22 protein-coding genes are annotated in these 24,795 nt (G+C 69.5%); 12 read left to right on the top strand and 10 right to left on the bottom strand.

The genetic code is table 11. From position 1 onward, the window contains the following. The first annotated feature begins 3 nt into the window (after positions 1–3). Positions 4–1,539 carry an amino acid permease gene (locus tag AC1IQ6_RS12490; protein ID WP_479731674.1) on the top strand — a complete coding sequence of 512 codons (1,536 nt, stop codon included), beginning with the start codon at positions 4–6 and terminating at the stop codon, positions 1,537–1,539. Here the strand turns inward: AC1IQ6_RS12490 and AC1IQ6_RS12485 are convergent. Then, the gene (locus tag AC1IQ6_RS12485) at positions 1,536–1,838 is read right to left on the bottom strand and encodes an addiction module antidote protein (RefSeq protein WP_102776026.1); all 303 of its coding nucleotides are present in this window, start codon (positions 1,836–1,838) and stop codon (positions 1,536–1,538) included. The two genes, AC1IQ6_RS12490 and AC1IQ6_RS12485, sit on opposite strands and share 4 nt — an antisense overlap. A gap of 166 nt (positions 1,839–2,004) precedes the next feature. Here AC1IQ6_RS12485 and imuA point away from each other — a divergent pair, with 166 nt between their 5' ends. The 4 genes from imuA to AC1IQ6_RS12465 all read left to right on the top strand — a co-directional run bounded on the left by imuA (position 2,005) and on the right by AC1IQ6_RS12465 (position 7,791). Next, complete coding sequence (gene imuA, locus AC1IQ6_RS12480; RefSeq protein ID WP_102776025.1) at positions 2,005–2,709, top strand: translesion DNA synthesis-associated protein ImuA; 705 nt, start codon at positions 2,005–2,007, stop codon at positions 2,707–2,709. Next, a complete protein-coding gene (locus AC1IQ6_RS12475; protein ID WP_485866437.1) occupies positions 2,639–4,108 on the top strand; it encodes a Y-family DNA polymerase in 1,470 nt (489 codons plus the stop codon). The genes imuA and AC1IQ6_RS12475 overlap by 71 nt, the downstream gene beginning before the upstream one ends. Before the next feature lie 8 nt (positions 4,109–4,116). After that, positions 4,117–7,335, top strand: a complete 3,219-nt coding sequence (locus AC1IQ6_RS12470) for an error-prone DNA polymerase (RefSeq protein WP_485866436.1) — start codon at positions 4,117–4,119, stop codon at positions 7,333–7,335. An 84-nt stretch (positions 7,336–7,419) separates the two neighbouring features. Then, positions 7,420–7,791, top strand: a complete 372-nt coding sequence (locus AC1IQ6_RS12465) for an I78 family peptidase inhibitor (protein ID WP_102776022.1) — start codon at positions 7,420–7,422, stop codon at positions 7,789–7,791. Between the two features lie 7 nt (positions 7,792–7,798). Here the strand turns inward: AC1IQ6_RS12465 and AC1IQ6_RS12460 are convergent, their stop codons facing one another. From AC1IQ6_RS12460 to AC1IQ6_RS12450, 3 genes are all read right to left on the bottom strand, one after another. Beyond that, complete coding sequence (locus AC1IQ6_RS12460) at positions 7,799–8,620, bottom strand: ParB N-terminal domain-containing protein (RefSeq protein WP_111824971.1); 822 nt, start codon at positions 8,618–8,620, stop codon at positions 7,799–7,801. 22 nt (positions 8,621–8,642) lie between these two features. Next, positions 8,643–9,254, bottom strand: coding sequence for an LON peptidase substrate-binding domain-containing protein (locus AC1IQ6_RS12455; RefSeq protein WP_485866435.1), 612 nt, complete (start codon positions 9,252–9,254; stop codon positions 8,643–8,645). A 115-nt stretch (positions 9,255–9,369) separates the two neighbouring features. Continuing rightward, positions 9,370–9,714: a GFA family protein gene (locus AC1IQ6_RS12450; RefSeq protein ID WP_209166368.1), complete on the bottom strand. Its 345-nt coding sequence runs from the start codon at positions 9,712–9,714 to the stop codon at positions 9,370–9,372. Positions 9,715–9,812: 98 nt separating this feature from the next. Between AC1IQ6_RS12450 and AC1IQ6_RS12445 the strand changes: the two genes are divergently transcribed. Together AC1IQ6_RS12445 and AC1IQ6_RS12440 are read left to right on the top strand one after the other, a co-directional pair. Continuing rightward, positions 9,813–10,241 carry a VOC family protein gene (locus AC1IQ6_RS12445; RefSeq protein ID WP_102776018.1) on the top strand — a complete coding sequence of 143 codons (429 nt, stop codon included), beginning with the start codon at positions 9,813–9,815 and terminating at the stop codon, positions 10,239–10,241. A 29-nt stretch (positions 10,242–10,270) separates the two neighbouring features. Next, positions 10,271–11,710, top strand: coding sequence for a DHA2 family efflux MFS transporter permease subunit (locus AC1IQ6_RS12440; protein WP_102776017.1), 1,440 nt, complete (start codon positions 10,271–10,273; stop codon positions 11,708–11,710). A 7-nt stretch (positions 11,711–11,717) separates the two neighbouring features. On the opposite strand, the gene AC1IQ6_RS12435 is transcribed toward AC1IQ6_RS12440, so the two are convergent. Both AC1IQ6_RS12435 and AC1IQ6_RS12430 read right to left on the bottom strand, forming a co-directional pair. After that, positions 11,718–12,917 (bottom strand): M20 aminoacylase family protein, encoded by a 1,200-nt coding sequence (locus AC1IQ6_RS12435; protein ID WP_485866434.1) that lies wholly within the window; start codon positions 12,915–12,917, stop codon positions 11,718–11,720. A gap of 58 nt (positions 12,918–12,975) precedes the next feature. Next, positions 12,976–13,986, bottom strand: a complete 1,011-nt coding sequence (locus tag AC1IQ6_RS12430) for a Bug family tripartite tricarboxylate transporter substrate binding protein (RefSeq protein ID WP_485866433.1) — start codon at positions 13,984–13,986, stop codon at positions 12,976–12,978. Between the two features lie 136 nt (positions 13,987–14,122). On the opposite strand from AC1IQ6_RS12430, the gene AC1IQ6_RS12425 reads away from it, so the two are divergent. Then, positions 14,123–14,839 (top strand): GntR family transcriptional regulator, encoded by a 717-nt coding sequence (locus AC1IQ6_RS12425; protein WP_102776015.1) that lies wholly within the window; start codon positions 14,123–14,125, stop codon positions 14,837–14,839. A gap of 10 nt (positions 14,840–14,849) precedes the next feature. Here AC1IQ6_RS12425 and AC1IQ6_RS12420 read toward each other — a convergent pair whose 3' ends face one another. Continuing rightward, positions 14,850–15,662, bottom strand: a complete 813-nt coding sequence (locus AC1IQ6_RS12420) for an IclR family transcriptional regulator (protein ID WP_479731671.1) — start codon at positions 15,660–15,662, stop codon at positions 14,850–14,852. 222 nt (positions 15,663–15,884) lie between these two features. Here AC1IQ6_RS12420 and AC1IQ6_RS12415 point away from each other — a divergent pair, with 222 nt between their 5' ends. Together AC1IQ6_RS12415 and AC1IQ6_RS12410 are read left to right on the top strand one after the other, a co-directional pair. Further along, complete coding sequence (locus tag AC1IQ6_RS12415) at positions 15,885–17,522, top strand: GMC family oxidoreductase (RefSeq protein WP_102776013.1); 1,638 nt, start codon at positions 15,885–15,887, stop codon at positions 17,520–17,522. Positions 17,523–17,579: 57 nt separating this feature from the next. Further along, positions 17,580–18,914, top strand: a complete 1,335-nt coding sequence (locus tag AC1IQ6_RS12410; protein WP_102776012.1) for an MFS transporter — start codon at positions 17,580–17,582, stop codon at positions 18,912–18,914. Here the strand turns inward: AC1IQ6_RS12410 and AC1IQ6_RS12405 are convergent. From AC1IQ6_RS12405 to AC1IQ6_RS12395, 3 genes are all read right to left on the bottom strand, one after another. Continuing rightward, positions 18,887–19,897, bottom strand: coding sequence for an aldo/keto reductase (locus AC1IQ6_RS12405; RefSeq protein ID WP_102776011.1), 1,011 nt, complete (start codon positions 19,895–19,897; stop codon positions 18,887–18,889). The genes AC1IQ6_RS12410 and AC1IQ6_RS12405 overlap by 28 nt on opposite strands. A 67-nt stretch (positions 19,898–19,964) precedes the next feature. Further along, the gene (locus tag AC1IQ6_RS12400) at positions 19,965–21,020 is read right to left on the bottom strand and encodes a serine hydrolase domain-containing protein (RefSeq protein ID WP_210405774.1); all 1,056 of its coding nucleotides are present in this window, start codon (positions 21,018–21,020) and stop codon (positions 19,965–19,967) included. 11 nt (positions 21,021–21,031) lie between these two features. Then, on the bottom strand, positions 21,032–22,213 hold the full coding sequence (locus AC1IQ6_RS12395) for a pyridoxal-phosphate-dependent aminotransferase family protein (protein ID WP_111824963.1): 1,182 nt from the start codon (positions 22,211–22,213) through the stop codon (positions 21,032–21,034). Positions 22,214–22,410: 197 nt separating this feature from the next. Between AC1IQ6_RS12395 and AC1IQ6_RS12390 the strand changes: the two genes are divergently transcribed. Together AC1IQ6_RS12390 and AC1IQ6_RS12385 are read left to right on the top strand one after the other, a co-directional pair. Further along, entirely contained in the window at positions 22,411–23,127 is a 717-nt protein-coding gene (locus AC1IQ6_RS12390; protein WP_102776009.1) for a GntR family transcriptional regulator, read from the top strand. 63 nt (positions 23,128–23,190) lie between these two features. After that, positions 23,191–24,765 (top strand): ABC transporter substrate-binding protein, encoded by a 1,575-nt coding sequence (locus tag AC1IQ6_RS12385; protein ID WP_111824962.1) that lies wholly within the window; start codon positions 23,191–23,193, stop codon positions 24,763–24,765. The last annotated feature ends 30 nt before the right edge of the window (positions 24,766–24,795 follow it).

Below are 24,795 nucleotides of genomic sequence, written 5' to 3'. Positions count from 1 at the left end.
GCAATGCAAACATCCACAACAGAAGCCGGCGCGACGCCGGCCGGCCAGAATCAGCTGCACCGCGTGCTCAAGGCGCGCCACCTCACGATGATAGCGCTAGGCGGGGCCATAGGCACCGGCCTGTTCGTCGCCTCTGGCGCGGCCATCGCGCAGGCCGGCCCCGGCGGCGCGCTGCTGGTCTACCTGGCGATCGGGCTGATGGTGTATTTCATCATGACCAGCCTGGGCGAACTGGCGACCTTCATGCCGGTCTCGGGCTCTTTCTGCACCTACGCCTCGCGCTACGTGGACCCGGGCTTCGGCTTCGCGCTGGGATGGAATTTCTGGGTCAGCTGGGCCACGGTGGTGGCGGTGGACGTGGTGGCCGCGCAGCTCGTCATGGCGTACTGGTTCCCCGACACCCCGGGATGGATCTGGAGCGTGGCGTTCCTGGCGCTGACCTTCGGGCTGAACGCGTTCTCGGCGCGCAGCTTCGGCGAGGCCGAGTACTGGTTCGCCATCATCAAGGTGGCCGCGGTGCTGTGCTTCATCGGCGTGGGGCTGGCGATGCTGGTGGGCATCATCCACGGCGGCCCCGCGGTGGGGCTGCAAAACTGGACGGTGGGCGACGCGCCTTTCGTGGGCAACGCGGCCACCTGGGTCGGCGTGGCCATGGTGGTGGCCTATTCTTTCCAGGGCACCGAACTGGTGGCCGTGGCGGCCGGCGAATCCGAGAACCCGCGGCGCAACGTGCCGCGCGCCATCAATCACGTGTTCTGGCGCATCCTGCTGTTCTACGTGCTGGCCATTCTCATCATCGGCCTGCTGCTGCCCTATACCGATCCGCAGCTGCTGCGCAACGAGGTCGAGGACATCGCGGTCAGCCCCTTCACCCTGGTATTCCAGCATGCCGGGCTGCTGTCGGCGGCCACGGTGATGAACGCCGTCATCCTGACCTCGGTGCTGTCGGCGGGCAATTCCGGCATGTACGCGGCCACGCGGATGCTGTTCAACATGGCGCGCGAAGGCCAGGCCCCCGCCCTTTTCATGCGCCTGACCCGCAGCGGCGTGCCGCTGTACGCATTGCTGGCGACCGCGCTGCTGGCCTGCCTGTGCCTGTTCAGCCTGGTCTACAGCCCCAAGGCGGTCTATATCTGGCTGCTTAACTTCGCGGGCATGACGGAATTCATCGTGTGGCTGAGCATCGCGGTCAGCCACTACCGTTTCCGGCAGGGCTATGTCAGGCACGGCTACGACACCGCCGACCTGCCCTACAAGGCCGGCCTGTTCCCCTTCGGCCCGCTGCTGGCCTTCGTACTGTGCCTGCTGGTCACGCTGGGCCAGAACTACCAGGCTTTTCTGGAAGAACGCATCGACTGGATCGGCGTGATCTCCACCTACCTGGCGATTCCGCTGTTCCTGGCCCTGTGGCTGGGCCACCGGCTGCTGCGCGGATCGCGCTGGATCCGGTACCAGGACATGCGCTTCTACGGCGTGGACCTGGCCCGCGAAACCGGCGCGCCGAGCGCCCGGCCCGCTGCCGCCGACGTTCGCGGTTAGGCGGGTACCGTATCCCTGGTTTTGGATACCGCCGTGAAGGATACGCCCAACGTGTCCATCACGCGGCGCAGCGTGCGGTAGCTTGGATTGGCCCCAGGAGCTAGGACGCGATAAAGATTGGTGCGGGCCAATCCCGACTCCTCAGCTATCGTGCCAATCCCGCGCGCGCGGGCCACATCGCCCAGCGCTTGAAGAAAAGCATCCGGATCGGCATCCTGAATCGCATCTGCCAGATAGTGGGCAATCGTCTCGTCATCGGTCAGATAGTTCGCCGGATCGAAATCACGCAGCTTTGTCATGTTGCACTCCGTTTAAGTTCGGCCCATAAGCTCTTGGCTATTGCAATATCCCGCGATTGGGATTTCTTGTCGCCGCCACACAGCAAAATGTAGATGGTCTGCCCACGACGACTACTGTATATTCATACAGCTATAATTGGTTCTCAGACCTTTCCTACGTGTTGCCATGCAGTCCCCGGAACGCATCCATCCCGCGCTATGGCGCGCCACCCAACTGGCTCAGGGCGCCGCCCGCTGCCTGCCCACCGGGCATGCGGCGCTGTCGGCCGAGCTGCCGGATGGCGGCTGGCCGCTGGGTTCGCTGATCGAGCTGCTGGCGCCGCATCCCGGCGTCGGCGAAATCCGCCTGCTGCGTCCGGCCCTGGCCCAGCTGGAAACCCGCCGCGCCATCGCGCTGGTGCAGCCGCCGCACGCGCCGCATATCGCCAGCTGGATGAGCTGGCGGCTGGACCCGCGCCAGCTGTTGTGGGTGGCCCCCGAGAAACCCGCCGATGCGCTCTGGGCCGCCGAGCAGATCCTGAAGAACGGCAGCTGCGGGGCCCTGATCTGCTGGCTGCCCCGGGTGCGGCCCGAGTCCCTGCGCCGCCTGCACCTGGCCGCCCAGGCCAGCGACCTGCTGTTCGTCGCCCTGCGTCCCGCCGAGGCGGCCCGCAACGCCACGCCCGCGCCCTTGCGGCTGGCGCTGGCGCCCGCGCCGGGCGGGCTGTCGGTGCAGATACTCAAGCGCCGCGGGCCGGCCTGCGACACGCCGCTGTATATCGGCCTGGAGCCCGGCGCCGCCTCGACTTCTCCTTCCCGCCATGCGCCTCTGGATCGCCGCCTGCCTGCGCTGCCTGCCGCTGGACGCCATACGCCCGCACTGGCCGCATGAGGGGCCGGCGTTCGCGGTCCTGGACCAGGAACGCGTCGCCGCCCTGACGCCCGCCGCCCGCCAGGCCGGCGTGCGGCCCGGCATGCGCCGCGCCGGCGCCGCCGCCATCGCGCCCCAGGTCGAACTGCTAGCGCGCGATCCGCTGGCCGAGGCCGAAACCCTGCAGGGCGCGGCGCTGGCCCTGCTGCAATACACGCCCGAAGTCGCGCTGGCGGGCGACGACACGGTGCTGCTGAACGTGGGCGCCAGCCTGATGTTCTTCCGCGGCCCGCGCGCCCTGAGCCGCCGGGTGGCCGCCACGCTGCGCGCGCTGGACCTGCGCGTCACGCTGGGCATGGCCCCCACCGCCATGGGCGCCTGGCTGCTGGCGCGCCGTCCCGGCCGGCACGCGCCCCGGCGCGTGCTGACGCTGCCCACGCTGGTCCGGCGGCTGGACGCCCTGCCCCTGGCGCTGCTGCCGCAGGCCCAGGCCCGCCGCGACTGGCTGGACGACATCGGCTGCCACAGCCTGGCGGACCTGCGCGCCCTGCCGCGCGCCGGCCTGCAGCGGCGCAGCGCGCCCGAACTGCTGCAGGCGCTGGACGCGGCCTATGGCCAGGCGCCCGAACTCTACCGCTGGATCGAACCGCCGCCCCGGTTCGAGCGGCGCATCGAACTCATGGACTACGTGGAGCACACCGACGCCGTGCTGGCGGTGGCGCGCCGCCTGGCCGAGCAACTGGCCGGCTGGCTGAGCGCGCGCCGGCTCGCGGTGCGGCGCGTGGTGCTCAGCCTGGAACACGAGCGCGGCCGCCATGCCCGGCCGCCCGCCGAGGTGGAGCTGGCCCTGGCGCAGCCGGTCTGGCAGGCGCAGCAGATCCTCGGCCTGCTGCGCGAAAAACTGGCCCGCTACACGCTGCAGGCGCCGGTGATCGCCGTCGCGCTGCTGGCGCCGGACACGCAGGAGCAGCCCGCCGCCAGCGCCACGCTGTTTCCCGAACCCGGCGGCAGCGCCGCCGACCACGCCAGGCTGCTGGACCTGCTGGCGGCGCGGCTGGGCCGCGGCCAGGTGCGCCACGCCTGTCCCGTGCCCGACCATCGCCCCGAGGCCGCCAACGCCTGGGGCGATGCGCTGGCCCCCGCGGCCCGTCCCGCCCCGCTGCCCGAGCTGCTGGACCGGCCGTTCTGGCTGCTGGACCCGCCGCTGCCCCTGAAGCTGTCCGGCCACCGTCCGCAGTACGGCGGCCATGCGCTGCGCCTGATGCGCGGCCCCGAACGCATCGAAAGCGGCTGGTGGGACCCGGACCTGACCGTGCGCGACTACTTCGTCGCCGAGGACGAGGCCGCCGCGCGCTACTGGATCTACCGCGAGCGCGACGCCGAGCACGCCCGCTGGTTCCTGCACGGGCTCTACGCCTGAGAGTCCAGATGGAACACGATCTCCCCGAGGCCGTTGCGGCCGGCCTGCCCGGCTACGCCGAGCTGCAATGCCAGTCCAACTTCTCCTTCCTGCAAGGCGCCTCGCATCCGGAAGAGCTGGTCACCCGCGCCGCCGAACTGGGCTACGCGGCGCTGGCCATCACCGACGAGTGCTCGTTGGCGGGCGCGGTCCGCGCCCACGTGGAGGCCAAGGCCCGCAACCTGCCGCTGCTGATCGGCGCCACCTTCCAGTTGCGCGCCGCGCCCGACGCCGCGCCGCTGGGCCTGACCCTGCTGGCGCAGACCCGCGAGGGCTATGGAAACCTGTCCGAACTCATCACCCTGGCGCGCACCCGCGCCCCCAAGGGCGAATACCGGCTGGCTCCGGAAGACCTGACCCACCCGCCCGCGGGCTACGCCCATCTGCGCCACATGCCCGAATGCCTGGCCATTCTCAGCCCCGCCTACGGCCTCGACGCCGAGCGCATGACGCAGCAGGCGCGCTGGCTGGCGCGCGCCTTCGGCCAGCGCGCCTGGGTCGGGTTGAGCCTGCTCCACCGTTGCCGCGACGACCTGCACCGCGCCGCGGTGGAACAGGCGGCGCAGGCCGCGCAGCTGCCCGTGGTGGCGCTGGGCCAGGTGCAGATGCACGTGCGCTCGCGCAAGCCGCTGCACGACACGCTGACCGGCATCCGCACCCGCCAGCCGGTGTCCCAGTGCGGCTATGAACTGTCCGGCAACGCCGAGCAGCACCTGCGCACGCGCATGCGCCTGGCCAATCTCTATCCGCCCCAGGCGCTGGCCCAGACGCTGGTGGTGGCCCGCCGCTGCGCGTTTTCGCTGGAGCAGCTGCGCTACGAATATCCGGACGAGATCGTGCCGCGCGGGCACACGCCGGCCACCTACCTGCGCCAGGAAACGCAGGCCGGGGCCGTGCGCCGCTTTCCCGCCGGGGTGCCGCCGGAAGTGGCCGCGCAGATCGAGAAAGAACTGAGCCTGATCGCCGAGCTGCGCTACGAAGCCTATTTCCTGACCGTCTACGACATCGTCCAGTACGCCCGCAGCCAGGGCATTCTGTGCCAGGGCCGCGGCTCGGCGGCCAACTCCGCGGTCTGCTACTGCCTGGGCATCACCGAGGTCGATCCCGCGCGCGGCAACAGCCTGTTCGAGCGCTTCATCAGCAAGGAGCGCAACGAGCCACCCGACATCGACGTGGACTTCGAACACCAGCGCCGCGAAGAAGTCATCCAGTACATCTACGACAAGTACGGCCGGCACCGCGCCGCGCTGACCGCCGTGGTCATTTCCTACCGGCCGCGCAGCGTGCTGCGCGACACCGGCCGCGCGCTGGGCGTGGACCCGGGCGTGATCGACGCGGTGGCGCGCGCCCACCAGTGGTGGGACAGCAAGAAGGAAATGCTGCGCACGCTGGGCGGCTGCGGGCTGGACCCGGATTCGCAGGTGGCGCGGCAATGGGCGGCGCTGGCGCACACCCTGATGGGATTTCCGCGGCATTTGTCGCAGCACCCGGGCGGCTTCGTGATTGCGCGCGGCAAGCTGTCGCGCCTGGTTCCGATCGAAAACGCCGCCATGCCGGACCGCAGCGTCGTGCAATGGGACAAGGACGACCTGGACGCGCTTGGCCTGCTCAAGGTGGACGTGCTGGCGCTGGGCATGCTGTCGGCGCTGCGCCGCACGCTGGAGCTGGCCGGGCAGCGCCGCGACCGGCCCTTGCGGCTGCAGGACATCCCGCCGGACGACGCCGCCACCTACGACATGATCTGCGACGCCGACACCATCGGCGTGTTCCAGATCGAATCGCGCGCGCAGATGAGCATGCTGCCGCGCCTGCGCCCGCGCGAATACTACGACCTGGTGGTGCAGGTGGCCATCGTGCGGCCCGGACCGATCCAGGGCGGCATGGTCCACCCCTACCTGCGCCGCCGCCAGAGCAAGGAAGGCGCCAGCTATCCCAGCGAAAAAGTGCGCGGCGTGCTCGAACGCACGCTGGGCGTGCCGATCTTCCAGGAACAGGTCATGCAGATCGCCGTGGTCGCCGCCGGCTTCACGCCGGGCGACGCCGACCAACTGCGCCGCTCCATGGCCGCCTGGAAGCGCAAGGGCGGCGTGGACAAATACCGCGCCAAGCTGGTCGGCGGCCTGCTGGCCCACGGCTACACGCTGGAATTCGCCGAAGCGCTGTTCCGGCAGATCGAAGGCTTCGGCGAATACGGGTTTCCCGAAAGCCACGCCGCCAGCTTCGCGCTGCTGGCGTATGCCAGCTCCTGGCTCAAGCGGCACGAGCCCGAGGCCTTCCTGGCCGCCCTGCTCAATTCCCAGCCCATGGGCTTTTACGCGCCGGCCCAGCTGGTCCAGGACGCCCGCCGCCACGGCGTCTGCGTGCTGCCGGCCGACGTCACGGTCAGCGGCTGGGACTCGGCCCTGGAGCCCCTGCCGGCGGGCCACCCCGGCGCGCGGCGCGCGCCGCATCCGCACGCGCCCGCCCCCGATGCGCCGCGTCCCGCCGTGCGGCTGGGGCTGAGCCTGCTGCAGGGCATGCGCGAGGACGCCGTGCGGCGCATCGAGGCCGCGCGCGCCGCCGCGCCGTTCGCCGACACCGGCGACCTGGCGCGCCGCGCCGCGCTCACGCGCCACGACCTCAACGCCCTGGCCGCCGGCGACGCCCTGCGCACGCTGGCCGGCCACCGCCGCCAGGCCAGCTGGGAAGCCGCCGCCAGCGTGCACAGCCGCGACCTGCTGCGCGACGCCGCCATCGTCGAAACCGCCGCGCCGCGGCTGTCCGCCCCGACCGAGAGCCAGGCCGTGGCCGCGGACTACCGCAGCGTGGGCCTGACCCTGCGCAGCCACCCCGTGGCGCTGCTGCGCGCCGAGCTGGCGGCGCGCAATTTCCAGCCCGCCGCGGTGCTCAACGGCTACCCCGACAAGCGCGTGGCGCGCGCCTGCGGCATCGTCACCGTGCGCCAGCGCCCGCAAACCTCCAAGGGCGTCATCTTCGTCACCCTGGAAGACGAGACCGGTCCGGTCAACGTGATCGTGCGCCCCGAACTGATAGAACGCCAGCGCCGCGAACTGCTGGGGTCGGCGCTGCTGGGCGTATACGGTTCCTGGCAAAGCGTGGACGGCGTGCGCCACCTGGTGGCGCAGCGGCTGGTGGATCTGTCCGAGCTGTTGGGCGGACTGTCCGCGCGCAGCCGCAACTTCCATTAGGACGGGCTCGCGCCCGCCCTGAGCACAGCGCGCCGCGGCTGGTCTATCATGGCTTTTTCGACGCGTTGTTGTAAGGAGTTCTACATGATCCGCAAGCTGATTCCCTTCCTGCTGGTCGCCAGTCTGGCCGCATGCGCCAACACCGGAGCACCGCGTTCGTCCAGCGCATCGGGCTCCAGCTCCTCCAGCGCATCGTCCTCGTCCGGCGCCGCTTCCTCCTCGGGCATGTCCAGCGCCTCCGGCTATGGCGGCAAGACCTGCGACGCCGCGGCGCTGCAGTCGCAGATCGGCCAGAAGGCCACCCCGTCCGTGATGGAAGACCTGCGCACGCGCAGCGGCAGCTCCACCGCCCGCATGCTGCGCCCGGGCCAGGTCGTAACCATGGAATACAACGCCACCCGCCTGAACCTGATCGTCGACGACAAGGACGTCATGACCGCGATCCGCTGCGGCTGAAGACGCCTCAGTCGCCGCCGGCGGCGCTGCGCGCTTCGGCCAGCGCCACCGTCAGGTGCATCACTTTTTTCTTCAGCTGGTCGCGCTCGTCCGTCAGCCGCGCCAGCAGTTCGCGCAGGCGCGCGATTTCGGCCGGCATGTCGGCGATGTTCTCGATGGGTTCCTCGGGACGCGGCTCGCGCGGCGGGGCCTTGGCCTGGCGCACTTCGCGCGCCGCCTGCTGCAATTCCTTTCTGCCGCCCGCCACCGCGGCCGCCTGCCGCTCGGCCGGAAGCGAAGACACCGCGGCGGCCGCGTTGATCGAGATCGCCCCTTCCTTGACGGCCCGCACCAGCTCGGGCGCGGCGGCCTTCTGGATTTTTTCTATCTGCCCCAGCGTGTTGCTGCTGATGCGCGCGGCGCGCGCCAGCGCCTGGCGGCTCGGGACCGGCATGGCCTGCGCCGGCAGCGGCGGCGCATCGGAACCCTCGTCCCAGGGCGGATCGTCGGGCGCGGCGGCGGCGGCGCGCGCCTGCAGGATTTCCTTCTTGCGCAGCGCCAGCACGCCGCGCTGGAAGTCCGACACGCTGCGCCGGCCCAGATGGTTTTCTATCATCCAAAGGTGCACATCCTCGATCGACTGGAAGCGCGTGTTCTGGATGGTCTGGAAGGCAATGCCGTGCTTGCGGCACAGCGCGTAGCGGTTGTGTCCGTCGACCAGCAGGTCGCCCCACAGCACCAGCGCGTCGCGGCAGCCTTCGGCCAGCAGGCTGCGTTCCAGCGCCGCGTACTCATCTTCGGTCAAAGGGTCAATATAGGCGCGCAGGCCCTCGTCTATCCTGATGTCCATTGTGTCCAAATGCAGGTTTGCCTCAAGCCAGCCCCTGGCCGCGCAGCACGTCCTGGATCGCCGCCAGCCGCCCGACCGGATCGGTCATGGCCAGCAGGCGCGCCTTGTCGTCCGGCGGCAGCGGCAGCAGCTCGCACCAGCGGTTGGCGACCCAGCCGCCGTCGTCCAGCCTGAAGGGCGGCCCCACCGGCATGCGCTCGGCGCTCACGCCTTCGCGCTGCCACTGGGCCACCAGGCGCCCCAGCGCGTCGGCGCTGGCCTGCATGGCCGCCGGCACGGGCGCGGGCGGATCGTCGGCGATGGGCTCGGCCTGCCCCATCCAAAGGCCGTATTTTGCCACCTCGCTGGACAGCAGCCGGAAACGCCCCGTGCCCACGCAGCGCAGCTCCAGCAGCGCCGGCATGGGCGCGTCCCAGGCGTCGATGCGGGCCATCGTGCCCACGGGCGCCAGCGTCTCGCCGCCGCCCGGCGTGCGCACCTCCTGCCCCGACAGCAGGCCCACCACGCCGAACTCGCTGCCGTCGGCGATGCAGCGCCGGATCATGTCCAGGTAGCGCACCTCGAAGACGCGCAGATGCAGCACGCCCGCGGGAAAAAGCGCGTTCGATAGCGGAAACAGCGGTATCAGCGACATGGCAGCCTCCTATTGGACGCAAACGCTGAAAAAACATGTCACGCGGCCGTCGTATCGCGGCGCCCGCCATTGCCCTATGATGGAGCCCGCGGCGCGGCCGGGTGCGCCGCGCCGCTTATGCGCTGCGCCCGTCGAACGGAATGCGCGTGAGCGTGTCCAGGGCCACCGCCTCCAGGCAGCGCGCGTTCACCGCGGCCGTTTCCTCGCCCTGCGGGCTCACGCCGAAAGCGAACGGCGCGCAGCCGCAATCGGCGCAGAAGTGATGCGAAATCACGTGCTTGTTGAACTGGTAGGTCGACATGCGATCGGTGGACGAAGTGATGCGCAGGCTGGCGCGCGGCACGAACCACAGCAGATAGCCCTTGCGGCTGCAGTACGAGCAATTGCATTCCAGGACCTGGGACACGTCGCCGTCGACCTCGAACGCGATCTGTCCGCAGTGGCAGCTTCCTTTTTGCATGGCCTGGCTCCTGATTACTGATTACGTGAGTCGGGCTTCCATCATAGAGCGGCGGCGGCCTTCTTGGCACCGCTTCCGTCTCATCTTCCGGAGAGAACATGCCCCAACTATCCGCCTATCTCAGCTTCGACGGCAACTGCGCCGAGGCCATGCAGTTCTACGAGCGCGTGCTGGGCGGGCGGCTGGAGGCGCTGATCCGCTACGCCGACGCGCCGCCCGACGCCGCCATGCCGCCCTTGTCGGCCGAGGACGCCGGGCGCATCATGCACGCGCGCCTGGGCCTGGACCAGCAGACGCTGCTGGGCAGCGACGCCACCGCCGCCCATCCCTATCCAGGCAAGCAGGGCGTGGCGCTGGCGCTGGCCTACCCCACGGTGTCCGACGCGCAGCGCGTCTTCGACCAGCTGGCCGACGGCGGCAACATCACGCTGCCGCTGCAGAAGACCTTCTGGGCCGAGGCCTACGGCGCGCTGATCGACCGCTACGGCACCCGCTGGATGGTCAGCGGCGGCCGCATGGCCCACTGAACACGACCTCTCCAAGGAAGCGATACCCGATGACGCATGGAATCCACGGCAGGCAGCGCTGGTGGGCGCTGCTGGTGCTATGCCTGGGCGTGCTGATGATCGTGCTGGACACCACGATCGTCAACGTCGCCCTGCCCTCTATCCGCCAGGACCTGCACTTCACCGAGACCTCGCTGGTCTGGGTGGTCAACGCCTACATGCTCACCTTCGGCGGCTTCCTGCTGCTGGGCGGCAGGCTGGGCGACCTGCTGGGACACCGCCGCATGTTCCTGGCCGGCCTGACGCTGTTCACGCTGGCCTCGCTGGCCTGCGGCGTGGCCCAGGGCCAGGCGCTGCTGATCGGCGCGCGCGCGGTCCAGGGGCTGGGCGGCGCGGTGGTCTCCGCCGTGTCGCTCTCGCTCATCATGAACCTCTTCACCGAGACCGGCGAGCGCGCCCGCGCCATGGGCGTGTACGGCTTCGTCTGCGCCGGCGGCGGCAGTATCGGGGTGCTGCTGGGCGGGCTGCTGACCAGCGCGCTGTCCTGGCACTGGATCTTCCTGGTCAACCTGCCCATCGGCGTGCTGGTCTACGCGCTGTGCCTGCGGCTGATCCCGCGCGCCGCGCCGACGGCCGCCGGCGCCCGCCTGGACGTGGCCGGCGCGCTGGCCGTCACGGCCTCGCTGATGCTGGCGGTGTATGCCGTGGTCAACGGCAACGAGGCCGGCTGGACCTCGGCGCAATCCCTGACCCTGCTGGGCGTGGCCGCGGCGCTGATGGCGCTGTTCCTGTGGATCGAGGCGCGCGTCGAATCGCCGCTGATGCCGCTGGCGCTGTTCCGGCTGCGCAACGTGGCCACCGCCAACGTCGTCGGCGTGCTGTGGGCCGCGGCCATGTTCGCGTGGTTCTTCGTGTCGGCGCTGTACATGCAGCTGGTGCTGGGCTATACGGCCATGCAGGTCGGGCTGGCCTTCCTGCCGGCCAACCTCATCATGGCGGCCTTCTCGCTGGGCCTGTCGGCAAAGCTGGTGATGCGCTTCGGCATCCGGCTGCCGCTGGCCGCCGGCCTGTCGCTGGCGGCGCTGGGGCTGGCGCTGTTCGCGCGCGCGCCGATCGACGGCGCCTTCGCCGCCGACGTGCTGCCCGGCATGCTGCTGCTGGGCCTGGGCGCCGGCGTGGCCTTCAATCCCCTGCTGCTGGCGGCCATGAACGACGTGGAGCCCAGCCAGTCGGGCCTGGCCTCGGGCGTGGTCAATACCGCCTTCATGATGGGCGGCGCGCTCGGCCTGGCGGTGCTGGCCAGCCTGGCCGCGGCCCGCAGCGCCACGCTGACGCAGGCGGGCGCAAGCGCCACCGCGGCGCTCAACGGCGGCTACCAGCTCACCTTCCTGGCCGGCGCCGTCATCGCCGCGCTGGCGGCGGCCTTGAGCGCGGCGCTGCTGCGTGCGCGCAACCGCGGCGTGCCGGCCGAGGCCGGCGCGCCGCACTGAGCCGGCCTCAGCCCCGCGCGGGCCGCGCCAGCCAGGCTTCGGCCAGCTTCACGAAGGCGCTGGCGCCGATGGGCAGCAGCTCGTCGTTGAAGTCGTAGCTGGTGTTGTGGACCAGGCAGGGGCCGGCGCCGTGGCCGGCCTCGCGGTGGTCGCCGTCGCCGTTGCCGATGAAGCAATAGCTGCCCGGCACCGCTTCGAGCATGAAGGAAAAATCCTCGGCCGCCATGATCGGCGTCTGCGCCAGCACGCGCCCGGCGCCGACCACCGAGGCCAGCGTCTCGCGCATGAAGGCGGTTTCGGCCTCGTGGTTGATGGTCGAGGGATAGTGGCGGGTGAAGACGAAATCGCACTCGGCGCCGAACATCTCCGCCACGTGGCGCGCGATCTCGCCCATGCGGCGCTCGATCAGGTCCAGCGTTTCGCGCGTGTATGCGCGCACCGTGCCGCGCAGCTCGCAGGTGTCGGCGACCACGTTGACCGCTTCGCCGGCGCGCAGCATGGTCACCGAGATCACCGCGGTCTCCAACGGCTTCTTGTTGCGGCTGATGATGGTCTGGAACGCCTCGATCATCTGGCCGGCCGCCGGTATCGGGTCGATGGCCAGGTGCGGCATGGCCGCGTGGCCGCCCTTGCCGCGTATGGTCACGTGGAATTCGCTGTTGGACGCCAGCACCGGCCCCGGCGACGACGCGAAGCAGCCGACCGGAATGCCGGGCATGTTGTGCATGCCGAACACCGCTTCCATGGGGAATCTCTCGAACAGGCCGTCGCGCATCATTTCGCGCGCGCCGCCGCCGCGCTCTTCGGCCGGCTGGAAAATCAGGTAGACCGTGCCGTCGAAATTGCGATGGCGCGCCAGGTGCTGCGCCGCGCCGAGCAGCATGGCGGTATGGCCGTCATGGCCGCAGGCGTGCATGACGCCGGCGTGCTTGCTGGCATGGTCGAACCGGTTGGCCTCCTGCATGGGCAGCGCGTCCATGTCCGCGCGCAGGCCCACCGTGCGCGCCGAGCTGCCGTTGCGGATCACGCCCACCAGCCCGGTCTTGCCGAAGCCGCGATGCACCGTGATGCCCCAGCTCTCCAATTGCTGCGCCACCAGGTCGGCGGTGCGGTTCTCTTCGAACGCCAGCTCCGGATGGGCGTGGATGTCGCGGCGGATGGCGCGGATGGAAGGCGCGTGTTCAACAATGTCTTCGATCAGGTTCATGTGGCGATGCCGGCCCCGCGCAGGGGCCGCGATAACGGGTTGAAAAGAAGGCGGGGGATCAGTCGGGCTTGATGCCCAGCTTGCGCAGCACCGGGCCGGAGGCGTCCCGTTCCGCCGCGACGCGCCGGGCGAAGTCGGCCGCCGCCAGATGGTACGGCAGCGAGCCGTGGCTGGCGTACATCTGCTTGAGCGCGCCGTCCTGCTGCGCGCGGCCGATCTCGGCGTTCAGGCGCTGCACGATCGCCTCGGGCGTGCCGGCGCTGGCGGCCACGCCCAGCCACACCGCGCCCTCGAAGCCGCGGAAGTCCTGCTCGGCCAGCGTCGGCGCCTTGCCGAAGGCGGCGTCCGGCACCGTCTCGCTGATGGCCAGTACCCGCAGCCGGCCGTCCTTGACCATGGGTTCGACCAGCGCGGTGCCGGCGAAGTACATCTGCGTATCGCCGGCCAGCACCGAGTTGAGCGCGCCGGTGCCGGTCTTGAACGGAACGTGCATGATGTCGACGCCGGCCTGCTCGCGCAGCATTTCGAACAGCACGTGCGGCGGGCTGCCGTTGCCGGACGAGGCGTAGTTCAGCTTGCCCGGCTGCTGGCGCGCCTGCGCCAGCAGTTGCCCCAGCGACTGCGCGGGCAGCTTGTCGTTGACCGTGAGCGCCATCGGGATGATGGCCAGCGGGCTGACCGGCAGCAGGTCGCGCGCCGGGTCGTAGGTCAGGGCCGGAAAAATATACGGATTCCACACCAGGTGCGCGTTGGTCACCAGCGCCAGCGTATGGCCGTCGGCCGGCGCGGACTTGAGCTGCTGCATCGCCAGCATGCCGCCGGCGCCCGGCTTGTTCTCCACCACCACGGGCTGGCCAAGCGACCGGTGCAGCCGCTCGGCCAGCGGCCGCGCGAACAGGTCGGGCAGGCTGCCGGGCCCGCCGTTGACCAGGATGGTCACCGGCCGGCTCGGCCAGTCCGCGGCGTGCGGCGCCGGGGCGATCAGCAGCGCGGCCAGCGCCGTCAGGCCGGCCGCGGCGCGGCGCAGAAAGGGCCGCCGCCGTCGGTGGGACTCGTGTAGCCGTGTCACAGTATGTCTCCTGTGCGCCTGCCGCCGGCTTGGATGCCGGTCATTCTGCGCGGCGCGCTTTTCTACGATAAGCAGCACAAATCTCGGCGTCAACAATTTTTATCGAGATTTTTTCCGCGCATGATAAAGTAGCGTCATGTCTGACGGTACTTCCCTGCCCCCGCTCGCTCATTCCGCCTCGGCCCACACGCTCGTGGGCACGGCCTACGTCAACCTGCGCCGCGACATCATCCAGGGCAAACTTCCGCCCGGCTCGCGCCTGCGGGTCGAACATCTGAAGGACGATTACGGCGTGGGCGCCGGCACGCTGCGCGAGGCCCTGGCGCTGCTGGTCTCGGACGCGCTGGTCATCGCCCACGGGCAGCGCGGCTTTCACGTCACCCCGATCTCGCTGGAGGATTTCCACGACATCACCGAGAACCGCGTGCTGCTGGAAACCGAGGCCTTGCGCCAGTCCATCGCCGTGGGCGACGACGACTGGGAAAGCGCGGTGCTGGCGGCCTTTCACCGGCTGGGCAAGGCCGAGCAGCGCCTGGCCGCCGACCCCGAAGCCCGCTTCGAGGAATGGGAACAGCGCAACCGCGAATTCCACCGCGAACTGATCCGCGCCTGTCCCTCGCGCTGGCGCCACCACTTCCTGGGCATCCTGTACCAGCAGGCCGAGCGCTACCGCCGCCTGACCGTCACCCGCAAGCCCATTGCGCGCGACCTGCACGACGAGCACCAGCGCATCCTCGACGCCACGCTGGCGCGCGACGCCGACCTGGCCTGCTCCTTGCTGGCCAGCCACATCCGCCTCACCTACGAAGCCGTCGCGAAGCTGCCGCCCGAACTGTTCACGCCTTCGGCCTGAGGCGCGCCGCTCAGCCCGCGCCGGCGCGGTGCTGCGCCAGCACCTCGCACATGGCTTGGGCCGCGCGCTCCAGCACCGGCACCGCGCGCAGCAGTTCGTCCAGCATCACGCGGGCCGTGGGCGCATGGCAGGCCACCGCCGCCACCACGCGGTCATCGGCGGCGCGCACCGGCACCGCCACCGCGCTCATGCCGCGCACGAACTCCTCGTTGTCGATGCCGATGCCCCGCGCGGCCAGGCGCTCCAGCTCTTCCTCCAGCCGCGCCGGATCGGTCAGCGTGCGCGGCGTGTTGCGGGTCAGCGGCAGCCGCGCCAGCACCCGGCTGCGCTCGAGCCGGCTCATGGAAGCCAGGAACAGCTTGCCGCTGGCGGTGCAATGCATGGGCACATGGCTGCCCACCGCGAAGAACAGCCGCAGCGGTTCGGCAGTCTCCACGCGTTCCATATAGACCACGCGGTCGCCGTCGGGCGCGGTGAGATTGCAGGTTTCACCCAGCGTGCCGACCAGCTGCGCCAGCACCGCGCGGCATTCGCGGGTGAAGGCCGAGGCGCGCAGCGTGGCCAGCGCCAGCGCCGAGGCCTGCGGGCCCGGCACGTAGCCGTTCTCGGTGGGCGTGGCGGCCACGAAGCCGGCGCGCTGCATGGCCGCCAGCAGGCGCATCAGCGATGATTTGGGCATGTCCAGCCGCTGCGCGAGCTGCGCCAGCGTGGGCGGATGCTGGGCCCGCGCCAGGTGTTCCAGCACCAGCAGCGCGCGCAGCGAGCGCGCCGTGTCCTGCGGCTCCTCCGATGCTGCGCTGCGATTTTGAAACCGGTTTTGCATTTTCTGTTCCACTTTTCCGGGCTTGCGCCGGTTGTGCTTTGCGCTGCGCGCACGCTTCCTAGAATCGCTCTCAGCGTCAGTGCCCGCAGGCCCGCGCGACGCCGGGTCCAGGCATTGCAGCGCATGGCATCACAGCGTATATAACTGCGCCCCACAACGACAAGCAGGGTAAACGCGCCGTCAGGGGCGCGCGGCGGCCCGCTGCAGGGAGAGCTTGCGGATATGTCCGATACCGTGGATTACATCGTCGTAGGCGCCGGCTCGGCCGGCTGCGTGATGGCCAACCGGCTGAGCGCCAGCGGCGCGCATTCCGTCTGCCTGCTGGAAGCCGGGCCGAAGGACAGCTATCCGTGGATCCACATCCCCATCGGCTACGGCAAGACCATGTTCCACAAGGTCGTGAACTGGGGCTACTACACCGATCCCGATCCCAACATGCTGGACCGGCGCATCTACTGGCCGCGCGGCCGCACGCTGGGCGGCTCCAGCGCCATCAACGGCCTGATCTACATCCGCGGCCAGCGGCGCGACTACGACGCCTGGGCCGCCGCCGGCAATCCCGGCTGGGGCTGGGACGACTGCCTGCCCTATTTCCGCAAGCTCGAAAACAACGACCTCGGCCCCGGCCCCACGCGCGGCACCGACGGCCCGCTCAACGCCACCTCCATCAAGACCCCGCATCCGCTGGTGCAGGGCCTGATCGCCGCCGCGCAGAACCTGGGCATTGCCCAGGTCGACGACTTCAATACCGGCGAACAGGAAGGCGTGGGCTACTACCAGCTCACCACCCGCAACGGCCGGCGCTGCTCCACCGCCGTCGCCTACCTGCGTCCGGCCCAAGGCCGCGCCAACCTGCGCATCGAAACCGACGCGCACGCCATGGCCATTCTGTTCGAGGGCACCCGCGCCTGCGGGGTGCGCTACCGCCAGCACGGCCAGGTGCGCACCGTGCGCGCGCGCCGCGAAGTGATACTGTGCGCCGGCGCGCTGCAGTCGCCGCAGCTGCTGCAGCTCTCCGGCGTGGGGCCGGCCGCGCTGCTGCGCCAGTTCGGCATCGGCGTGGTGCGCGACCTGCCCGGCGTGGGCGAGAACCTGCAGGACCACCTGCAGATCCGGCTGATCTACGAAACCACGCGTCCCATCACCACCAACGACCAGCTGCGCACGCTGCCCGGCCGCATCCGCATGGGCCTGGAATGGCTGCTGCTGCGCGGCGGACCGCTGGCCGTGGGCATCAACCAGGGCGGGCTGTTCTGCCGGGTCGATCCGGCCAGCCTCACGCCCGACACCCAGTTCCATTTCGCCACGCTGTCGGCCGACATGGCCGGCGGCAAGGTGCACCCGTTCTCGGGCTGCACTTATTCGGTATGCCATCTGCGCCCCTCGTCGCGCGGGCGCGTGCGCCTGCGCAGCGCCGATCCCTTCGAGGCGCCGTCCATGCAGCCGAACTACCTGTCCACCGAACTGGACCGCCGCATGACGGTGGCGGCGGTCAAGTACGCGCGGCGGCTGGCCGCCACGGCGCCGCTGGCGGCGATGATGAAGCGCGAATTCCGCCCCGGGCCCGAGGTGCGCAGCGACGACGAGATCCTGCATTTCTGCCGCGAGTACGGGGCCACCATCTTCCACCCCAGCGGCACCGCCAAGATGGGGCCGCGCAGCGATCCCCTGGCGGTCGTCGACGCGCAGCTGCGCGTGCATGGCGTGGCGGGGCTGCGGGTGGTGGACTGTTCCATCATGCCGACGCTGGTTTCCGGCAACACCAACGTGCCCGCAGTCATGCTGGCCGAGCGCGCGGCCGATTTCATTTTGCAGGAGCATACCCAGGCGCATCCGCAGACGCTGCAGGCCGCCGCCTGACACCCACGGCCCAGGCCCGCGCAGACGGGCCGGCCGCCACACCAAAGGAGACTAGACATGGCCAAGCAGAACGAAGCCGCGGTGCGCCGGGTCGTCGCCGCGTCGCTGATCGGCGCCACCATCGAGTGGTACGACTTTTTCTTGTACGGCGTCGTCGCAGGCATTGTGTTCAACAAGCTGTATTTCCCGGCCGGGGACCCGCTGGTCTCCACCATGCTGGCCTACACCACGTTCGCGGTCGGCTTCGTCACCCGGCCGCTGGGCGGGCTGATCTTCGGCCACTTCGGCGACCGCATCGGCAGGAAAAGCATGCTGGTCATGACCCTGATGATCATGGGCGTGGCCACCTTCCTGATCGGCCTGGTGCCCACCTACGACAGCATCGGCATCTGGGCGCCCATCCTGCTCCTGCTGCTGCGCGTGTTCCAGGGCATCGGGCTGGGCGGCGAATGGGGCGGCGCGGTGCTGATGGCCTACGAATACGCGCCGCCCGGCAAGAAAGGGCTGTACGCGTCGCTGCCGCAGATAGGCCTGGCCATCGGGCTGTGCCTGGCCTCGGGCACGGTGGCCCTGCTGTCCACCCTGCTGACCGACGCGCAATTCATGGCCTGGGGCTGGCGCGTGGCGTTCCTGCTGTCGGCGGTGATGGTGCTGGTGGGCATGTACATCCGCCTGAACATCAAGGAAACGCCGGAGTTCGCCGCGGTCAAGAAGAACAACGCCGAAAGCCGCATCCCTTTCGCAGACATGTTCCGGCGCTTTCCGGGCAACGTCTTCAAGGGCATGGGCGCGCGCTACATCGACGGGGTGTTCTTCAACGTGTTCGGCGTTTTCACGATCTCGTATCTCACGCAGACCGTGAAGATCACGCGCACCGAGGCGCTGATCGGCGTGATGGCCGCGGCCCTGGTCATGTGCTTCTTCATCCCGTTCTTCGGCCGCCTGTCGGACCGCGTCGGGCGCACGCGCGTCTATTTCTGGGGCTCGCTGATCACCGCGCTGGCCTCGTTTCCCGCTTTCTGGCTGATGCTCAACAGCCAGGGCAGCGCGGTGCTGATCTGGGTAGCCATCATCATCCCGTTCGGCATCCTGTACGCGGCCGTGTACGGGCCGGAGGCGGCGCTGTTCTGCGAACTGTTCGACGCCCGGGTGCGCTACACCGGCATCTCCTTCGTCTACCAGTTCTCGGGCATTTTCGCCTCGGGCATCACGCCCATCATCGCCACCGCGCTGCTCAAGGCCGGCGGCGGCCAGCCCTGGCTGATCTGCCTGTACGTGCTGTTCTCGGGCGTGGTGTCGGCGGCGTGCGCGTGGCTCATCGGGCGCGGCAAGCAGCCCGACGAGGACGCCGCGGCCCGCGCGCTTCAGCCGGCCGCCACGGGCCGGCCGTAGAACGGATAGTTGGGGTCGTTGTAGCCGTGCGATGAAGCGTGCCCGGGGGTCACCCAGCCGTTGACCACGGCCTCGTCCTCGGGCGTGATGGCGACGTCCAGCGCGGCGTAGTAGTCCTCCATCTGCGCCAGCGTGCGCGGCCCGGCGATGACGGCGGTGACGATGGGATTGGCCAGCACCCAGGCGGTGGCGAAATGCCCCGCCTGCACGCCGCGCGCGGCGCTGTGCGCCACCAGCTTCTGCGCGATCTGCAGCGACTCCTCGCGGAACTCGGTGGCCAGGATGCGGGAGTCGCCGCGCCCGGCGCGGGTATCGGCGGCCGGCGCCTGGCCCGGCAGGTACTTGCCGGTGAGCACGCCGCGCGCGATCGGGCTGTAGGGCACCACGCCCAGGCCGTAATGGCCGCAGGCCGGCAGGATCTCGACCTCGGGGCCGCGGTTGAGCATGTTGTAGTACGGCTGGCACACCACCGGCTGCGGCACGCCCATGCGTTCGCACAGGCGCATCACCTCGGCGATGCGCCAGCCGCGGAAGTTCGACAGCCCGTAGCTGCGCAGCTTGCCCGCGCGGATCAGGTCGCCCAGCGCCCACAGCGCTTCTTCGAGGTTTTCCTCGTGGTAGTCGCGATGCAGGTAGAGGATGTCCAGGAAGTCGGTGCCCAGCCTCACCAGACTGGCCTCGACGCCACGGATCAGCCATTGGCGCGAATAGTGCGACTGGTTCGGGCCCTTGCCCACGGCGTTGCCGATCTTGCTGGCCAGCACCCAGTCGTGGCGCTGCCCGGCCAGCAGCCGGCCCACCACTTCTTCCGAGCGCCCGCCGTTGTAGACGTCGGCGGTGTCGATGAAATTCAGGCCGCGGTCGCGCGCCGAGGCGACGATGCGCGCGGCCTCCTCGTCGGGCGTCTGCTCTCCGAACATCATGGTGCCCAGGCACAACGGCGATACCCGGAGATTGCTGCTGCCCAGCCGGCGGTAGTTCATGAGTGGATTCCTTGGGTTGTGGGGGGTTGGATACACCATACCCCGGATTATGCGCGCCGCGGCCCCGTCACGCCCCGCCCGCGTCCACCGCCGCCAGTATCCTGCCGAACAAGGCGTCGGCGTGGGCCGAATCCAGCCAGCGCACGATCACGACCATCTTGCGTTCCGGTTCGACCCAAGTGAACGAGCTGCCCGCGCCCACGCCGAAGAAGCTGGAGGCCGGCACGCTGGGGAACACGCGGCCTTCGTGGTTCAGCCAGATCAGGTAGCCGTAGTACGGCGCGATGTCGCAGGGCGTGCGCATGGCGCGTATCCAATCTTCCGACAGCACCTGGCGGCCGTTGGCGCGCCCGCCGTTGAGCAGCATCTGGCCGATCAGCGCCTGGTCGCGGGCGCTGATCGACATGCCGCCGCCCCAGTGCGAACCGCCCGGCACCGAGGGCATACGCTGGCCGTCGATCTCGACCCAGGCGTTGTCGTAGCCTACCCATCGCCAGTTCTCGCTCGCGCCGATCGGGCGCATCACCGCCTCGCGGAAGACCTCGGGCAGCGGCTTGCGGAACAGGTGCAGAAGCGCATAGGACAGCTGGTTGATGCGCACATCGTTGTATTCCCAGTACGTGCCGGGGCGCTGCAAGGGCCGCGCGTCGCCCTTCTTGCCGTCGGGCGGCACGCCGAAGGTGACGGCGCGGTAGCGGTCGGCCTGGTCGGACACGCCGAAGCGCTCGCCCTCCCATTCGCTGGTCTGCTGCAGCAGGTGGCGCCAGGTAATGTCGGCGTTCTGGCCGCTGTCGAAGCCGATGCCGGGCACGCGCCTGCCGACCGGCTCGTCCACGTCCGGCAGCAGGCCTCGGTCATGCGCCACGCCAGCCAGGATCGCCAGGTACAGCTTGGCCACGCTGAAGGTCAGGTCGGCGCGCTCGGGCTCGCCCCACTCGGCGACGGTCTTGCCGTCCACCACCACCACGCCCGAGACCGGCCCGCGGTCGTGGATGGGACCCAGCAGGCGGTTCCAGGGCGGCGGATCGTTCAGGTGCACGCCGAAGACGCCGTCGACGCTGCGGTCCCAGGCGGTTTCGTGGTCGTTGGCGAACTGGATCGCCTGCTGCATGAGGGTGTTCATTGCTTGCCTCGTTATGGTTGCGATTTCAGGAATTCCATGGCGGCCTGCACGCCGCCGGCGCGATGCGGCACCCCGGCCGCGGCCAGGCCCATCTCCACGCCGGCCAGCGCGCCGCACAGCGTCAGGTCATTGAAATGGCCCAGATGGCCGATGCGGAAGACGCGGTCGGCCAGCTTGCCCAGGCCCTGCCCCAGCGACATGTCGTAGCGCTCCAGCACCGCCTTGCGCAAGGCGTCGGCGCTGTGCCCGGGCGGCATCAGCACCGCGGTCAGGGCCGGGCTGTGCGCGGCCGGGTCCAGGCTCAACAGCTCCAGCCCCCAGGCCTGCACCGCCAGGCGCGTAGCCTGCCCATGGCGGCGGTGGCGCGCGTAGACCTGCGCCAGGCCTTCCTCGCGCAGCATGGCCAGCGCTTCGTGCAGGCCGTAAAGCAGATTGGTCGAGGGCGTGTACGGAAAGTAGCCGCGTTCGTTGGGCCCGAGCATTTCGCGCCAATCCCAGTACGAGCGCGGCAGGCGCGCCGTGTCGGCCGCGGCCAGCGCCTTGGCGCTGACGGCGTTGAACGACAGGCCGGGCGGCAGCATCAGGCCTTTCTGCGAACCCGCCACCGTCACGTCCACGCCCCATTCGTCGTGGCGGTAGTCGATGGAGCCCAGCGACGAGATCGTGTCCACCATCAGCAGCGCCGGATGCGCGGCGCGGTCGATGGCCGCGCGCACCGCGGCCACGTCGCTGGTCACGCCGGTGGAGGTTTCGTTGTGCACCACGCACACGGCCTTGATGCGGTGCTGCGCGTCGGCGGCCAGGCGCGCGCCGATGGCCGCCGGGTCCGCCGGATGGCGCCAGTCGCCTTCCAGGAAGTCGACCTCCAGGCCCAGCCGCCCCGCCAGCTTGCGCCACAGGCTGGCGAAATGCCCGGTCTCGGCCATCAGCACCCGGTCGCCCGGCGACAGCGTGTTGACCAGCGCGGCCTCCCAGGCGCCGGTGCCCGAGGACGGATAGATCACCACCGGCCCCTGCGTCTGGAACACCTGCCGGATGCCGGCCAGCACCTCCAGGCCCAGCGCGCCGAAGACCGGCCCGCGGTGGTCGATGGTGGGCTGGTCGATGGCGCGCAGCACGCGGTCGGGCACGTTGGTGGGGCCCGGAATCTGCAGGAAGTGGCGGCCGGATGAGTGCGGGTTCAGGCTGAACATATGTCACCCCAGATGGAGTAGTTTTTGTATACCAACGAAAAGCCCGGCAAACGAACAGCGTATGCCCGGCGTGCGGACCTACGGCATCCGTCACTCTATCCCATTGTTTTTACGCAATTAACCTAGGGTATACACCCATCAGGCCGCGGGGCAAGCAGGTTTATAGTGCGGAAAAACAGGGGAATTTTTGTATACCAATGAGCAGCGCGCTTAGCCTACCCGACGCCGACCCCGCGCCCGCGGCGCAGTTGTCCGGCGCCAGCCGCACGCTGCCGGCCACGGTGGCCGGGCAGTTGCGCGAGCGCATCATCCAGGGCGAATTCCCGCCGGCCTCGCGCCTGAACGAACGGGCGCTGTGCGACCTGCTGGGCGTGTCGCGCACGCCGCTGCGCGAGGCCTTCCGCCTGCTGGCCGCCGAAGGGCTGGTGCAGATCGAACCCAACCGCGGCGCCCAGGTGGTGGCGCTGTCCGAAGCCAATATCCGCGAAGCCTTCGAAGTCATCGGCGGGCTGGAAGCCATGTCCTGCCGGCTGGCCTGCGAACGGGCCACCGACCTGGAGATCGCCGAGATCCGGGCGCTGACCTACGAGATGATGGCCAGCCACGCGCGCCGCGACCTGCCCTCGTATTTCCGCCTCAACCGCGAGATCCACGAGCGCATCAGCCTGGCCTCGCACAACGGCCTGCTCAAGCAGCTGTACGACGCCCAGAACGCGCGCATCCAGAACCTGCGTTTCGTGTCCAACGAAAACCGCCAGAAGTGGGACCTGGCCATGCGCGAGCACATCGAAATGGCCGAGGCGCTGGAGGCGCGCGACGCCGACCGGCTGGCCGGCATCATGCGCCAACACCTGCAGCGCAAGTGCGACGCCGCCCTCAGGACCTTGCAGCCGCCCGCACCGGATTCCGGCTGAACCGCCCGCCCGGACACGCAGCAGATACGCAGTACGTGCAGTGACTTCCACAGGAGCCTCGCCATGGCCGATTACCGCGTCCCCCCTCGTATCGTTCCTGCTTCACTCCCGTCTCACCGCCGTCCCAGGTTCGCGATCCTGGCCGCCGCCCTGGCCTGCGCCGCCGTCCTCGCCCAGCCGGCCCTGGCCGGCAAGAAGGACGACACCCTGCGCATGGCCTACGACCAGGCGCCCGAAAGCGTGGACCCGTACTTCAACAACGTGCGCATCGGCGTCATCATCGCCGCCAACGTCTGGGACACCCTGCTCTACCGCGACCCGGTCACCAACGAGTACAAGGGGCAGCTGGCCAAGAGCTGGAAGCAGGTCGACGACAAGACCATGGAGTTCGAACTGCGCCAGGGCGTCAAATTCCACAACGGCGAGGAGTTCGACGCCGACTCGGTGGTGTACACCCTGAACTACGTGGCCGACCCCAAGAACAAGGCCGTGACGCAGCAGAACGTTGCGTGGATCGACAAGGTCGAGAAGATCGACAAGTACAAGGTGCGCCTGACCACCAAGGAGCCCTTCCCGGGCGCCAAGGAATACCTGTCCACCACCGCCGCCATCCATCCCGCCAAGTACTACCAGGAAGTCGGCCCCAAGGGCATGAACGCCAAGCCGGTGGGTTCGGGCCCGTACAAGGTGGTGGACTACCAGCCCGGCAAGTCCATCACGCTGGAGCGCAACGCCGACTACTTCAAGGATTCGCCCAAGGCGCAGCCCAAGATCGGCAAGGTCGTCATCCGCTTCATACCCGACCGCCAGACGCAGATGGCCGAAGTCATCTCGGGCGGCGAAGACCTGATCATGAGCGTGCCCAAGGACCAGGCCGAGCAGCTGGGCTCCATGCCCCAGCTGCAGATGGTCACGGGCAACACCATGCGCATCGTGTTCATGCAGATGAACATCCTGGAAGGCACGCCGGCGCCGCAGCTCAAGGACGAGCGGGTTCGCCGCGCCATCATCCACGCCATCGACCGCGAATCCATGTTGAAGAACATCGTGGGCGAAGGCGGCGGCCTCATCAACACCATCTGCACGCCGTCGCAGGTGGGCTGTACCCAGGAAGGCGCGCCGGTCTACAAGTACGACCCGGCCCAGGCCAAGAAGCTGCTGGCCGAGGCCGGCTATCCCAACGGCTTCGACATCGACATCGTGGCCTACCGCGAGCGCAACCAGACCGAAGCGATCATCAACTACCTGCAGGCGGTGGGCATACGCGCCAAGCTGAACTTCCTGCAGTACGCGGCCATGCGCGACATGATCCGCGCCGGCAAGGCCTCGCTCACGCACCAGACCTGGGGCTCCAACCTGGTCAACGACGTGTCGGCCTCCACGCCGGTGTACTTCTCGTTCGGCAACGACGACATCACCCGCGACCCGCAGGTGCGCGACCTGCTCGACAAGGGCGACCACACCATAGACGCCGAGGCCCGCAAGGCGGCCTACAAAGAGGCGCTGGACCTGATCGCCAAGAAGGCCTACGCGGTGCCGCTCTGGACGCTGCCGGCCTATTACGTCGCCACCAAGGACGTGAACTTCAAACCGTATTCGGACGAACTGGTGCGCTTCTGGGACATGAGCTGGAAGTAAGAGGCGCGCGCCGCCGGGCGGTTCCGGCGG

It is taken from the genome of Achromobacter sp. MUI-25009338 (assembly GCF_057359325.1).
Note: the sequence above shows the minus strand (reverse complement) of the source record. Positions and strands in the feature narration are given on the sequence as shown.

Bases quoted from the DNA above. Each gene is read 5' to 3' on its own strand.
- AC1IQ6_RS12385 (WP_111824962.1), top strand. From the start codon at position 23,191: ATGGCCGATTACCGCGTCCCCCCTCGTATCGTTCCTGCTTCACTCCCG.
- AC1IQ6_RS12485 (WP_102776026.1), bottom strand. From the start codon at position 1,838: ATGACAAAGCTGCGTGATTTCGATCCGGCGAACTATCTGACCGATGAC.
- AC1IQ6_RS12475 (WP_485866437.1), top strand. From the start codon at position 2,639: ATGCGCCTCTGGATCGCCGCCTGCCTGCGCTGCCTGCCGCTGGACGCC.
- AC1IQ6_RS12390 (WP_102776009.1), top strand. From the start codon at position 22,411: ATGAGCAGCGCGCTTAGCCTACCCGACGCCGACCCCGCGCCCGCGGCG.
- AC1IQ6_RS12405 (WP_102776011.1), bottom strand. From the start codon at position 19,897: ATGAACTACCGCCGGCTGGGCAGCAGCAATCTCCGGGTATCGCCGTTG.
- AC1IQ6_RS12395 (WP_111824963.1), bottom strand. From the start codon at position 22,213: ATGTTCAGCCTGAACCCGCACTCATCCGGCCGCCACTTCCTGCAGATT.
- AC1IQ6_RS12455 (WP_485866435.1), bottom strand. From the start codon at position 9,254: ATGTCGCTGATACCGCTGTTTCCGCTATCGAACGCGCTTTTTCCCGCG.
- AC1IQ6_RS12460 (WP_111824971.1), bottom strand. From the start codon at position 8,620: ATGGACATCAGGATAGACGAGGGCCTGCGCGCCTATATTGACCCTTTG.
- AC1IQ6_RS12435 (WP_485866434.1), bottom strand. From the start codon at position 12,917: ATGAACCTGATCGAAGACATTGTTGAACACGCGCCTTCCATCCGCGCC.
- AC1IQ6_RS12470 (WP_485866436.1), top strand. From the start codon at position 4,117: ATGGAACACGATCTCCCCGAGGCCGTTGCGGCCGGCCTGCCCGGCTAC.
- AC1IQ6_RS12400 (WP_210405774.1), bottom strand. From the start codon at position 21,020: ATGAACACCCTCATGCAGCAGGCGATCCAGTTCGCCAACGACCACGAA.
- AC1IQ6_RS12445 (WP_102776018.1), top strand. From the start codon at position 9,813: ATGCCCCAACTATCCGCCTATCTCAGCTTCGACGGCAACTGCGCCGAG.
- AC1IQ6_RS12425 (WP_102776015.1), top strand. From the start codon at position 14,123: ATGTCTGACGGTACTTCCCTGCCCCCGCTCGCTCATTCCGCCTCGGCC.
- AC1IQ6_RS12440 (WP_102776017.1), top strand. From the start codon at position 10,271: ATGACGCATGGAATCCACGGCAGGCAGCGCTGGTGGGCGCTGCTGGTG.
- AC1IQ6_RS12410 (WP_102776012.1), top strand. From the start codon at position 17,580: ATGGCCAAGCAGAACGAAGCCGCGGTGCGCCGGGTCGTCGCCGCGTCG.
- AC1IQ6_RS12415 (WP_102776013.1), top strand. From the start codon at position 15,885: ATGTCCGATACCGTGGATTACATCGTCGTAGGCGCCGGCTCGGCCGGC.
- AC1IQ6_RS12490 (WP_479731674.1), top strand. From the start codon at position 4: ATGCAAACATCCACAACAGAAGCCGGCGCGACGCCGGCCGGCCAGAAT.
- AC1IQ6_RS12420 (WP_479731671.1), bottom strand. From the start codon at position 15,662: ATGCAAAACCGGTTTCAAAATCGCAGCGCAGCATCGGAGGAGCCGCAG.
- AC1IQ6_RS12450 (WP_209166368.1), bottom strand. From the start codon at position 9,714: ATGCAAAAAGGAAGCTGCCACTGCGGACAGATCGCGTTCGAGGTCGAC.
- imuA (WP_102776025.1), top strand. From the start codon at position 2,005: ATGCAGTCCCCGGAACGCATCCATCCCGCGCTATGGCGCGCCACCCAA.
- AC1IQ6_RS12465 (WP_102776022.1), top strand. From the start codon at position 7,420: ATGATCCGCAAGCTGATTCCCTTCCTGCTGGTCGCCAGTCTGGCCGCA.